General features: G+C 42.1%; 10 protein-coding genes and 6 tRNA genes. 8 read left to right on the top strand and 8 right to left on the bottom strand.

The genetic code is table 11. From position 1 onward, the window contains the following. Positions 1-208 precede the first annotated feature (208 nt). The gene (locus AABK40_RS11760; RefSeq protein WP_338397153.1) at positions 209-1,552 is read left to right on the top strand and encodes a PhoH family protein; all 1,344 of its coding nucleotides are present in this window, start codon (positions 209-211) and stop codon (positions 1,550-1,552) included. 24 nt (positions 1,553-1,576) lie between these two features. On the opposite strand, the gene AABK40_RS11755 is transcribed toward AABK40_RS11760, so the two are convergent. The 8 genes from AABK40_RS11755 to AABK40_RS11720 form a co-directional block, all read right to left on the bottom strand. Beyond that, positions 1,577-1,996: a hypothetical protein gene (locus tag AABK40_RS11755; protein WP_338397152.1), complete on the bottom strand. Its 420-nt coding sequence runs from the start codon at positions 1,994-1,996 to the stop codon at positions 1,577-1,579. Between the two features lie 274 nt (positions 1,997-2,270). Then, positions 2,271-2,355: transfer RNA gene (locus AABK40_RS11750), tRNA-Ser, on the bottom strand. A gap of 70 nt (positions 2,356-2,425) precedes the next feature. Further along, a tRNA-Ser gene (locus AABK40_RS11745) sits at positions 2,426-2,510 on the bottom strand. Positions 2,511-2,579: 69 nt separating this feature from the next. Further along, positions 2,580-2,667: transfer RNA gene (locus AABK40_RS11740), tRNA-Ser, on the bottom strand. A 26-nt stretch (positions 2,668-2,693) separates the two neighbouring features. Then, a tRNA-Ser gene (locus AABK40_RS11735) sits at positions 2,694-2,778 on the bottom strand. A gap of 55 nt (positions 2,779-2,833) precedes the next feature. Continuing rightward, positions 2,834-2,918 (bottom strand) — tRNA-Ser (locus AABK40_RS11730). Positions 2,919-2,962: 44 nt separating this feature from the next. Beyond that, positions 2,963-3,047, bottom strand: a tRNA-Ser gene (locus tag AABK40_RS11725). 121 nt (positions 3,048-3,168) lie between these two features. After that, complete coding sequence (locus AABK40_RS11720) at positions 3,169-3,591, bottom strand: acyl-CoA thioesterase (RefSeq protein WP_332922437.1); 423 nt, start codon at positions 3,589-3,591, stop codon at positions 3,169-3,171. 196 nt (positions 3,592-3,787) lie between these two features. On the opposite strand from AABK40_RS11720, the gene guaB reads away from it, so the two are divergent. The 7 genes from guaB to AABK40_RS11685 all read left to right on the top strand — a co-directional run bounded on the left by guaB (position 3,788) and on the right by AABK40_RS11685 (position 12,414). Then, the gene (gene guaB / locus AABK40_RS11715) at positions 3,788-5,257 is read left to right on the top strand and encodes an IMP dehydrogenase (protein WP_332922436.1); all 1,470 of its coding nucleotides are present in this window, start codon (positions 3,788-3,790) and stop codon (positions 5,255-5,257) included. A gap of 125 nt (positions 5,258-5,382) precedes the next feature. Continuing rightward, the gene (locus AABK40_RS11710; protein WP_332922435.1) at positions 5,383-7,440 is read left to right on the top strand and encodes a PP2C family protein-serine/threonine phosphatase; all 2,058 of its coding nucleotides are present in this window, start codon (positions 5,383-5,385) and stop codon (positions 7,438-7,440) included. 36 nt (positions 7,441-7,476) lie between these two features. Next, positions 7,477-7,827 carry an STAS domain-containing protein gene (locus AABK40_RS11705; RefSeq protein ID WP_332922434.1) on the top strand — a complete coding sequence of 117 codons (351 nt, stop codon included), beginning with the start codon at positions 7,477-7,479 and terminating at the stop codon, positions 7,825-7,827. Then, entirely contained in the window at positions 7,811-8,221 is a 411-nt protein-coding gene (locus tag AABK40_RS11700) for an ATP-binding protein (protein ID WP_332922433.1), read from the top strand. The genes AABK40_RS11705 and AABK40_RS11700 overlap by 17 nt, the downstream gene beginning before the upstream one ends. A gap of 138 nt (positions 8,222-8,359) precedes the next feature. Further along, complete coding sequence (locus AABK40_RS11695) at positions 8,360-10,237, top strand: peptidylprolyl isomerase (RefSeq protein ID WP_338397151.1); 1,878 nt, start codon at positions 8,360-8,362, stop codon at positions 10,235-10,237. Next, positions 10,203-11,099 (top strand): peptidyl-prolyl cis-trans isomerase, encoded by an 897-nt coding sequence (locus AABK40_RS11690; RefSeq protein ID WP_332922431.1) that lies wholly within the window; start codon positions 10,203-10,205, stop codon positions 11,097-11,099. Before AABK40_RS11695 ends, AABK40_RS11690 begins: the two co-directional genes overlap by 35 nt. Further along, positions 11,065-12,414, top strand: coding sequence for a peptidylprolyl isomerase (locus AABK40_RS11685; protein ID WP_332922430.1), 1,350 nt, complete (start codon positions 11,065-11,067; stop codon positions 12,412-12,414). The genes AABK40_RS11690 and AABK40_RS11685 overlap by 35 nt, the downstream gene beginning before the upstream one ends. Positions 12,415-12,549 lie beyond the last annotated feature (135 nt).

The raw sequence follows: 12,549 nt of genomic DNA, 5'->3' as shown, positions 1-12,549 counted from the left end.
TTTTTATACTATTTTTTCCTTATTCAATTCATTTGCGTAAATTCTTTTAGCGGCCTGTAATCACATCGGTTCCACGGACATTATATATACATGGGAAAGAGGGAACGCTTTTTTTCCTGCAGTAGCAAATTAGGGTTGAAAAAAGGAGCCCGTACCCAAACGGCATGATGATGCCGTCCTTTACATTGCTCACCGAAAAATAAGTCCTATGTCAAAGCAAGCAACTTCCACAGCCAAAGCGAAGATCTTTGTGCTTGATACCTCTGTCATTCTTTTTGATCACCGCTCATTTTTGAATTTTGGAGAACACGACGTCGCTGTACCGATTACCGTTCTTGAAGAGCTCGATAATTTTAAAAAAGGGAATGATTCCGTGAATTTTGAAGCAAGAGCCTTCATCCGACTGCTCGATGATCTGTCTGACGGTCATCCGATCAGAGAATGGATGCCGTTGCCTGGCGAGCGTAAGGGGCGCTTAAAGGTTGTGCTGAGTACGACAGCAAGCGTGGATGCGCAGGAGGTATTTGATTCAAAGAAGATGGATCACCAGATCCTGAACGCCGCATTGTCGCTTCAGGAAGATAATGCGGATAAGTTAGTGGTGATGGTAACGAAGGATGTCAATCTTCGCTTAAAAGCCAAATCGCTGTCTTTAAAGGCTGATGATTACAAAACAGGCAAAGTTCAGGATATTGCCGCTTTGGATAAAAGCACTAAAACAATCGACGGCATAGACCCTGCCTTGATCGACACACTTTATGAAGTGGGTTTTGCTGAAATATCGGAAGAGCTGAAAGCCCGATTATGTCCGAATGGTTATTTTGTCTTGCGCAGCAATGATCAGTCCGTCATGACCTTCTGTTCCGCAGCAAGTAACCGCATTGAGCGTGTGGAGAAGTATACCGCTTATGGTATAAAGCCTCGGAATGCCGAGCAGGCTTTTGCGTTACACGCCATTTTAAACCCAGATATTAAATTGGTAACGATCGGAGGTGTTCCTGGTTCAGGAAAGACTTTACTGGCCTTGGCTGGTGCGTTGGCGCAACGCAGAGACTTCAAGCAGATTTATCTTGCTCGACCAATTGTGCCGTTAAGCAATAAAGATGTGGGCTTCCTGCCGGGGGATATTAAATCTAAACTGAATCCTTATATGGAGCCGCTTTGGGATAATCTGAAATTTATCAAGCATCACTTCAATGAACAAGATAAAGAGTACGTGCAGCTGACAAAAATGGTGGAAGATGAAAAGTTAGTCATCACACCATTGGCATACATTCGCGGGCGTAGCTTGTCCAATATTATTTTTATTGTTGATGAAGCGCAAAACCTCACGCCTCATGAGGTCAAAACAATTATCACACGTGCTGGCGAAAACACAAAAATTATTTTCACTGGCGATATTCACCAAATTGATACCCCTTACCTTGATGCGCAAAGTAACGGACTTTCAACACTGATGTCAAAGATTAAGAATCATCCCCTGTACGCTCAAATTACCCTGGAGAAGGGAGAACGTTCGGAATTGGCTAATCTGGCAAATGATCTGCTTTAGTGGCAGGCAGCAGGGCGCTTCTGATTAAGAAGCGCTCTCCTTGTTTTCCTCATACCCTCTTTTAATGATCGCATTTAATTCCTGAAGAATTTGCGCCGTCATGGCGTTAATGGATTGAATGACGTGATCGGGCTTTTGGGTATTCTCCGGGTTTTCCAGGTAGTTTCTGATAATCGTAAAGTAGGTCCTGAGCTGTTGTAGGCTCAGCAGTTCAATAGAGGAGTGTAACTTGTGTGCTAAAAAGCGAAAGCCTGCCAAATCATGCGTTGTGATAAATTGGTTGAACTTGTCATGAAGTTCGCGGAAAGAGCCTTTGTACAAGCCTGCAAGTTCATAATACATCTCTGTATCACCCTCACAATATTCATGGATTTTCTCCTCAAGATTTAGGCTGACTTCTGTGTGATTGTGCTGCGGCTGTGTGTAAGTATTGGCGTTAATCATTGTCGTTTGTGTTTGGTTACAATGATTCTTTACGGCCGTAATTCACTTAAAGCCACTTTCTTACTGAGGGGGGAGTATTATGTTTGCGTAATGTCGGGGTTGTTATTCAGGTAAAAATAACGGAATTAATGAACGCTTGGAGAGGCTTTTTCTGTTGAGCAAAATTCAAATCCGTTGATCCTGAAATCAGTACGTTCATTGATGGATGAAAAAGAGTGGGGAAGTAAGGATTGGCAAAAAAAAAGTCCTAAACTAATTAAAGTTAGGACTTTTGCAGAGAGTGAGGGATTCGAACCCCCGGTACCTCGCAGTACAACAGTTTTCAAGACTGCCTCATTCGACCACTCTGACAACTCTCTAAAATAGGATAATTTTTACGGCATTATCATCGCCTAAATAATTTCTGCTTGCTCCTAAAAGGAAACAATGCAGAGAGTGAGGGATTCGAACCCCCGGTACCTCGCAGTACAACAGTTTTCAAGACTGCCTCATTCGACCACTCTGACAACTCTCTGTGAAATTATTTGATGCCTTTATACACGCAATAGTGTTGTATTTCCTGATTCATTTCAATAATGAAACGTGGCAGAGAGTGAGGGATTCGAACCCCCGGTACCTCGCAGTACAACAGTTTTCAAGACTGCCTCATTCGACCACTCTGACAACTCTCTGTAAAAGAACTGAATATTTAAATTTGCAGAGAGTGAGGGATTCGAACCCCCGGTACCTCGCAGTACAACAGTTTTCAAGACTGCCTCATTCGACCACTCTGACAACTCTCTTTGGATATGTTTTAAATATTCAGTTTCAGGAAATATATTTTTAAGAAATTAAATGCAGAGAGTGAGGGATTCGAACCCCCGGTACCTCGCAGTACAACAGTTTTCAAGACTGCCTCATTCGACCACTCTGACAACTCTCTGTTTAATATTCTCAAAATTTCGCAATGAACCTTTTGTTCATTTGCAGAGGGTGAGGGATTCGAACCCCCGGTACCTCGCGGTACAACAGTTTTCAAGACTGCCTCATTCGACCACTCTGACAACCCTCTGTGATTGCTTAACGGATTGCAAAGGTAGGTAAAAATTATTTTGTTGCAAGCATGAGCTCAAAAAAAGTGCAATAATTTTCGTTCCTTTTTAGCGATCCGCTGATAATCAATGGGAAAGGATTTAGGCCTCCTCAGGGCTTTCAAAATAAGGTTTGAACAAATTCATAATGGGCTCTGGAGGGAGTGTTGGTTTGCCTGTGGCCATTTTTACAAAAACGAGGGTCGTTTTCCCATGATTGATCAAGGTGCCGCTTTCGTTGGTTACTTCATAGAAAAAGGTGATCCGCATGCCCGGCAGTTCTTTGATCATCGTCTTTACCGTCAAAAGATCATCATAATGTGCGGGGCGGATAAACTTGTTGTGCAGCTCCAGTACTGGGAGCATGACACCCTGTTTTTCCATTTCCTTATAGGTTGCCCCCAGGCTGCGGAGCGCCTCCGTACGGGCGACCTCATAGTACGTCGCATAATTGCCATAATACATATAGCCCATTTGGTCGGTTTCTGCGTAACGTACCCTGATTTGTGTTTCGTATGTAAACATATTTTTTCAATTAAAAATAGAAAGGCAGCGAGTCGCCATCAATATTTAATTCAATAATCCAACATATTATGATTTTTAGCGAATATACGCCTAATAATTTTACTGCATTATTGAAAAAAAATGACAGATCGCATTCCAACTGTTAAATTATTGCCGTACTTTTGTCCTGCAAATAAACTACCTAAAGTTATTTGCCATGTCTTTAGATCAAGATAAATTTACTTACGAAGCCCTCACGTATGACGACGTTTTGTTACGTCCGGCATACTCAGAAATTTTGCCACGTGATACGGATACTTCGTCATTCATTACCCGAAATATTAAACTGAATATCCCTTTGGTCTCTGCGGCCATGGATACTGTTTCGGAAGCTGAATTAGCCATTGCTATGGCTTTGGAAGGTGGTATTGCCATCATCCATAAAAATATGCCCATCAAAGCGCAAGCGAAGCAAGTTCGCCGTGTTAAGCGTTCCCAAAGTGGGATGATCCTCGATCCAATTACTTTAAACATTGATTCAACAGCAGGTGATGCCGTTCGTCTAATGAACGAATTTAAAGTAGGCGGTATTCCTGTGGTAGACTCTCAAAACCACCTGGTAGGGATTGTGACCAATCGTGATCTTCGTTTCCACAAAAATATGAAGTCGCCTGTAGTAGAGGTAATGACCAAAGGAAATTTGGTTACAGCATCTCCTGGGGTAACACTTTCAGAAGCAGAAGATATCCTTCAGGTTCGTAAAATTGAGAAGTTGCCGATTGTCAATGACGATAACGTACTGAAAGGACTGATCACTTACAAAGATATTTTGAAGAATAAAGACCGTCCTAACGCATGTAAGGATGAATTTGGTCGTCTTCGTGTAGGTGCTGCAGTAGGTGTTACTGGTGATTTGATGGAACGCGTTGAAGCATTAGTTGGTGCGGGTGTTGATTTAATTTCAATTGATACAGCTCATGGCCACTCTAAAGGGGTGATTGATGCACTTAAGCGCGTGAAGGAAAAATTCCCAGAGCTTGATGTAATCGTTGGTAACATTGCTACTGGCGAAGCAGCAACTGCTTTGATTGAAGCGGGTGCCGATGCATTGAAAGTGGGTGTTGGCCCAGGGTCGATCTGTACAACGCGTATTATTGCAGGTGTTGGGGTTCCTCAGTTGTCAGCAGTTTACGAATGTGCTAAAGCGGCGGAAGGTTCAGGGATTCCTGTAATTGCCGACGGTGGTATCCGATTCTCAGGTGACTTGGTTAAAGCCCTTGTAGGTGGAGCATCAACAGTAATGATCGGTTCGTTACTGGCAGGAACAGAAGAAGCTCCTGGTGAAATGATCATCTATGAAGGTCGTAAATTCAAAACTTACCGAGGAATGGGTTCTTTGGAAGCAATGGAGCACGGATCAAAAGACCGTTACTTCCAGGACGCTGAAGACGATATCAAGAAATTGGTACCTGAAGGGATCTCAGGGCGTGTGGCATACAAAGGCCGCGTATCTGAAGTCCTATACCAAATGGTAGGTGGCTTGAAAGCTGGAATGGGTTATTGTGGCGCAGGAAGTGTGAACGACCTGAAAAAGGCCAAATTTGTAAAAATTACTGCTGCTGGTGCGCATGAGTCTCATCCTCACGATGTTACTATTACGCGTGAAGCACCAAATTACAGCAGATAGAAAAATATAGATTACACGATTTTAAAAAGCTACTCTTGACGGGTAGCTTTTTTTTTGATTTTAGGACATAATGAATTTTTATTGGTATCTTCACACTGTAAATTCGATGCGTTTCCTAATAATTTATGCCTTCAGATAAATATATAGTAAGATTAAGCTTATTTATAGCAATTGCCGCTTGGGTGGGGATGTCTTTTGCCGACTTGGCAATAGGGCATAACGATCCTTTGGGGGTCGGCTTTAGGCTTGATAAGCAGTTGCCAGAAATGTTTTTGGTGCTTTTTACTTTCAGTGCCTATATTTTCTTTCGATATCAAACAGCCTCTTCAGAGCGAATTCAGATCCAGGAGTTGCTGTGGCGAATGTTCGTTACGGGATTATCAGCGACCATCATTGCCTTGGTCATTTTCTTTTTTCTTGAAACCGATATCGGGAAGTCATGGGAATCCAATGTGCTATTCGATGCTTTTACAGGGCATGTGGTTTTAGGCCTGTCCTTGTTATTCCTCATTTCCTCGTTTTCTGTTTCCAAACGCTTAGTGCTTTATCAGAAGTCGAGAACCCTCCTGTTCATTTGGCGACTGTTTGAGTACAGTTTGTTAGTGGGATTGGTCATGAGTGTTTTCTTGCCTTTTGAAATGAAAGGCTTTCAGCTGGTGTATCTGGCATATCTATTGGTGTTGGCCGTGATATTGTCGATCAACATGAAGTGGGTTGCTTATCTTGACTCTGGTCAAAAATGGCGAAGCATATTACTGATCCTATTGACCATCGCCTATTTGGTCTATTTCGTGCGGGTGAATTACTTTTCACATATAGAAAGTCAGGTCAATCTTGATGTTGTGGAATTCCCTTCGCTTATCGCTACAACATTCTTTATTGCATTATATCTTGTATTCTCATTGCTGGTGACCTTGTTCAACCTTCCGACTTCCTCGGTGTTTGAGCAAAAGTTAAAAGAGGCCATCAATTTCAGTCGTTTGGCAGAACGAATCTCAGGATCTACTCCCGAACAAATTTATGAGATCCTGCTCGACTCCAGCGCCAGTACAGTGGCGGCAAGTGCTGCATGGCTGGAAATAAAAATTGACAACGATGATGCGACTTACAGCACTCGTCACGGAATTAGTGAAGATGGCGTGATGGAACTGAAAGAAGGTTTCATCGATCAGCAGAAGGTAGAACTCATTTGTAACCGCCACCTGTCAAAATCACTCATCCCGATTAAAAATACCCTGAAGCTGGGGCATTATGATTATCGGTCGCTGATGGTGTGCCCCATCCTGATCAAGGATAAAGTGGTGGCCACTATGTATCTTTTGAAAGATGTCGCGGACGGCTTTAATAAAGAAATGGAGGACATTGTAATGACCTTTATTAATCAGGCGACAGTTTCTTTGGAGAATTTCCGACTGATGAGTAATGCGTTGGAAAATGAGCGTTTCAGGGAAGAAATAAAAATTGCACGGCGCGTTCAGCGAAGTCTGTTGCCGCAAAATGATTTAGGAAATGAATTTTTCGACTTGGCCTGCTTCTCCAAAGCGGCAGATCAGGTGGGTGGGGATTATTACGATTTTCATCAGTTGGATGATCACCGGTATGCCATGATTGTGGCTGACGTTTCGGGTAAAGGAACTTCCGCAGCCTTCTATATGGCACAGATGAAGGGAGTGTTTCACTCCTTGTTTAATATTGGTGTTCAGCCTGTTGATTATCTCGATATCGCCAATGATGCCCTCAGTCGTTGTCTCGATAAATCCACTTTTATTACCGCAACTTTACTGTTAATAGATACGAAAAGAAGAAGGGTCGATTATGCTCGGGCAGGACATTGCCCAACGCTGGTTTATAAAAAAGAAACGCAACAGGCGGAGTATTTAGAGGACCGAGGCATAGGTTTGGGGCTTATCAGGGGAAAAAATCAGTTCCGAAATTTTATCGACAATAACACCTTCACTTATGAGCAAGGGGATGTTTTGTTTTTGTATACCGATGGTATTGTAGAGGCACATAACGATGCAAGGCAAGAGTTTGGTTTTGACCATCTTAAACGGCTCGTGCAGTCGTATGCGGAGTATGATGTGAATAAAATTCAGGATGTGGTGATCGAAGGATTATATTCTTTTTGTGACGATCATCCGCCAAATGATGACTACACAACAATGGTCGTCAAGTTTAAATAATAATAACTCATTAAAAATAAATCCGTATATCTGATTATGGTAGAGATACGTAAATCGCAGGAGGATGATAAATATATCATTGAGGTGATTGGGGAAGTGGATGCCAGTTCGTCCATTCATCTTGATACCGCTATTGAAGACGCCTTTGCAGAAAATAAGAAAAAAGTGATGGTAGATTTAAGTCGCCTAACTTATATCTCATCGGCAGGTCTCGGTGTATTTATGTCCTATCTTCAGACAATCAACAGTGAAGACATTGGTTTTGTATTGTATGGCCCAGACCCGAAGGTGAAAGGGACATTCTCAATATTAGGATTAGACCAATTGATTACTATTGTTGACAATCAAAAGCAAGCAAAAGCAATTTTAGATGGAATTTCGGCATAAAGTCAGTTGTAGCACAAATAAGCTCGTTGAACTTCGTGGCTTTGTGAAACACACGCTTCACACTATTGGTATTTCTGATACAATGGCCTACAATTTAGCATTGGCTGTTGATGAGGTGTGCGCAAATGTAATGATACATTCGCACCAATGTGACGCGCATGATTTTATAGAATTGACGATCCGAAAAAAAGAAGGATACATCGTTTTTGAAATTGTAGATAAGCACGAGCTTGGCTATGATATTGAAAACCACCAATCGGTACCTGTTTCGATACTGATTGAAGACAAACGAAAAGGTGGCCTGGGTTTGCAGCTTGTCGATAAAATTATGGACAGGATTGAATACTTTAATTTGCCACCCAAACACGTTTACCGACTCTCCAAATGCATTTAATGGCATTATTGAATAACATTACTGTAAAACCGCAACTTGCGGTTTTTTTTTGTCTCAAAAAAAGTGAAATTAGGGGTTCAAAATATTTTAATAAATAGCAATACAACACTTTTTCAACCGTTTAAAGGTTAATTTTTTATGAATGTCCTAAGATCAACTTTGCTTTCACTGCTATTTCTGTCTGCCTGCCAGACCTTCATCGCGACTAAAAGTGATGAACAATCACCATTGCTGAAGGTCGGCGATAAGACGGTCTCCAGTGATGCCTTTATTTACGCTTTTGAAAAAAGTAATAAGATTTCTGATAAGCCTGTAACCAAAGAGGCCGTCGATGAATATTTGTCTTCCTATATCGATTTTCAGCGGAAAGTGATCGCTGGCGAAGCGGCGGGGATCGATACCACACAGGCATTTACTAAAGAATACAATCAGTATATTGACCAACTCGCTAAGCCATACCTTTTATCGAATCAGTTAAATGATTCCCTGGTGCTGGCAGCCTACAATCGCTCCAAAGAAGAAGTCAGTGCTTCGCATATCCTGATTAAAGTTGCGCAGAATGCCTCCCCAGAAGATACCCTTAAAGCGTATCAGAAGGTAATGAAGATTAAAGCGGAATTTGAGGCGGGAGCATCTTTTGATACTTTGGCAAAAAAGTATTCAGAAGATCCTTCAGCCCAGCGGAACAACGGCTATTTGGGCTATTTTTCAACTTTTCAGATGGTTTATCCTTTTGAAGTGGCAGCCTATGCCACTCCTGTCGGAGAGGTAAGTGCTCCCGTGCGCACCCAGTTTGGTTACCATTTGATTTACCCTAAAGCCCGACGTGCAGCACGTGGTCAGGTAAAAGTGGCGCATATCATGATCCGAACCCCACAGAATAGCCCTGAGCAGGTGTCTGCTGCCGAGAATAAAATTCAGGTGATTTACAGTATGGTAAAAGATGGTGAAAACTGGGAGGCACTCACCCGACAGTTTTCCGATGATCCTGGGTCAAAAAACAGAGGTGGGGAGTTGCCGTGGTTTGGCGCAGGGCGAATGGTACCCGAGTTTGAAAAGGCGGCTTTTTCATTGAAAAATAAAGGAGAGGTCTGTGCTCCAATAAAAACAACCTATGGCTGGCACTTGGTGAAGTTGTTGGACCGTAAGGGTGTTCCTCCTTTTGAAAAAATGAAGGAAGGCATTGAGCGAAAATTGCGCAGAGCTGTTGCGGATGATCAGCGCAAACAAATGGTGGTTGCAAAATTGGCCGAAAAATATCAGGTGAAAAAAGTGAGTGATTATGATAGCCTTTTTAAAGCGGACAGCTCAGCGGCATTGGTGAGTGTTCAGGGACTTCCAGTGTATTCATCATCATTACGTCAGTTATTGGCAGCGGGAAATACAGCGGAACATTACCAGAAATGGTTACAGGATACCGTTTTTGTGATGGAAAAAGCGCACTTGAGCGAAGAGCATCCTGAATATGGATTCCTGTCGCAGGAATACCACGACGGAATGGTGTTGTTCGAGATTATGGAAAAAAAGGTGTGGGGAAAAGCGTCCAAAGATTCTCTTGGTCTGGTAAATTATTATCAGGAGAATAAGTCAAAATACAAGACAGCGGAGCAGTTTGATGTTGTTGCGTTTGGTGCAAAAGATAAAGCGTTACTCTCGGCTGTAAATACGGCTATGGAAGGTGGAATGTCTGTTGCTGACATCAGTTCAGATCCTGCTTACAAACAAATTGTGACTAAAAATGGGCAGTTCAGCAAGCAAGAATTTGAGGTGCTGAATCATTTGTCGAACATTGTTGTCGGGCAAGTGGATTCGGTCACTGTCGACGGATGGGAATGGTCTGTGAAAATTAACGGAGTGAAGGCCGCTGAAGCATTACCTTTGGAGGAATGCAGACTGAAAGTGATGAATGATTACCAGGCTAAATTGGAAGCGGACTGGTTAAGCCAGCTTTCGAAGCAGTATAAAGTAAAAGTCAATAAGCGTGAACTACAGAAAATATATCAGCAAGTATTATAAAATTTGGGGCGGTTGTATTCTTTTACAGCTTTCTTCCTGTCAGTACTTCAACCCGAAGGAGTCAGGTGTTGGGCAGCGTATTGTTGTTGCGACGGTAGGAGATAAACAATTGCACCTTGAAGACCTAAACGATGGCAGTTTACATCGGGGGACTGATAAGGATAGTGTCGAAAATTTACATCGTCTTGCAAATGCCTGGGTGAAGCATCAGCTGCTTATTCAGCAGGCAGAATCCGAGGGGATTGACCTGTCGGAAATAAACCGAAGGGTGGAAGCTTACCGCAAATCCTTGTTGGTTTATGAGTTTAAAAAGCGATATGTACGCCGACATATGCAATCAAATGTTTCAGAATCGGAGATAGACGATTATTTTACAAAAAATAAAGCTAACTTTGAGTTGAAGCAAAATATCGTGCGCGGAACCTTCGTTCAGTTGCCCAAGTCGTCGCCACAGCTGAAAAATTTCAGGAAGTGGTTTCGGTCGAGTAAATCAGCGGATCAGGACAAACTGAAAGCCTATTGTTTTCAATATGCGACAAATTATGCCCTGGACGAGGAACAATGGGTCGCGTTTGATGAATTGGTAAAAAATACTCCCTTTGGAGAGGTTGAAAACAAGGGCAATTTCCTTAAAAAGAATACCTTTGCAGAACGATCTACCGACGAAATGATTTATTTCTTAAAAATTAAGGAATTTAGAGGTTTGGAGGAAGTACCACCATTGTCATTTGTTCGAGAGCAGGTGGCGGATATTGTCAGGAACAAACGAAAGGTGGAGTTGCTGAAAAATTTAGAAAAAGAAATATATAATCGAGCTGAAAGGAATCATGAAATTGAAATTTTTCCCACTGCTGCTAAGTAGTTTCATTATTTTCTGCGTGAGTGGATTATCAAGCCGTGCCTATGCCCAAGATGCGGTAGTTGCGGATAAGATCATCGCAAAGGTGGATAACTATATTGTTTTGAAATCGGAATTGGAGCGTGCTTACCTGGAGTATCTTTCGCAAGGAAAGATGAATTCAGGAATGACCAAATGTAAGATGCTCGAGTCGTTGATCGTCGATAAATTGATGGTCGCTAAAGCGGAGATTGACTCTGTGGAGGTTTCTGATGATCAGGTTAATGGTGAACTGGATCGCCGTATGGCTTATTTTGTGCAACAAGTAGGTGGCGAAGAAAAAATTCAAGAGTATTACGGAAAGTCTGTTGAGGATTTCAAGGAGGAACTGTACGATCGTGTGAAAGAAGACATCACCAAGCAGACCATGCACCATGAAATCACCAAGGATATTACGGTAACCCCTAATGAGGTGCGTAAATTCTTCCGTCATATTCCACAGGATAGTTTACCTTACTATTCCACTGAAGTGAAACTGGCGCAGATTGTTAAAGACCCTAAGCCTAACGAGGAAGAAGAGCAAGTAGCGAGAGAGACTTTGCTCGATATTAAGAAGAAAGTTTTGGCGGGTGGTTCCTTTGAAGAATTTGCCAAAAAATATTCTCAAGATCCAGGATCAGGTGCCTTTGGAGGTAATTTGGGTTGGATGTCCCGGGGGAAATTGGTGCCTGAATACGAGGAAGCAGCCATGACCATGAAAAAGGGAGAAATTTCAGACCCTATAAAGTCTGATTTTGGTTATCACCTTATTCAGTTGATCGATCGCCGAGGGAATGAGTTTAACTCTCGCCATATTCTGATCAAACCAAAAGTATCAGATGGCGATATTGAAGTGGCTGAGCATTACCTGGACAGTCTGCGTACGCTCATCGTAGCCGATTCTATCAAATTTGAACCAACGGCTAAAGAGGAATCTGATGATCAGCACACCGCTAATACAGGTGGTTATTTCACAGATCAGTCTGATGGTAATATTGTCTCAGTAGAAGCCCTTGACCCAACAATTTTCTTTACCATTGATACCATGAAGGTTGGATCGGTTTCTAAACCAATTCGTTACCGTAAGCAAGATGGTACTGAAGCGGTAAGGATTTTGTATTTCAGTAAAAAGGTCGCGCCGCATGTTGCCAACCTTAAAGATGATTACCTTAAGATTCAGCAGGCTGCTTTGAATAAAAAGCAGGGTGATAAAGTTTCCAAATGGTTCAAGACGGCCAAGGATGATGTTTTCATTCAGGTAGCGGATGAATATAAAGATTGTGGAATTTTGGATGATTAAGTAATAGCGACTTTCATCAGAAGAAAAAGCAATAGGTCTATACAGGTCTATTGCTTTTTTTATGGACGATTTTTAATTATTTAGTGATATTTTTCCCAAATTAGGACTTCCTTTTATGGGTAACTTTCGTTCCTT

Origin of the sequence: Persicobacter psychrovividus (assembly GCF_036492425.1) — a bacterium.
Classification (GTDB): Bacteria; Bacteroidota; Bacteroidia; order Cytophagales; family Cyclobacteriaceae; genus Persicobacter; species Persicobacter psychrovividus.
This window is presented reverse-complemented; position numbering and strand designations above follow the sequence as displayed.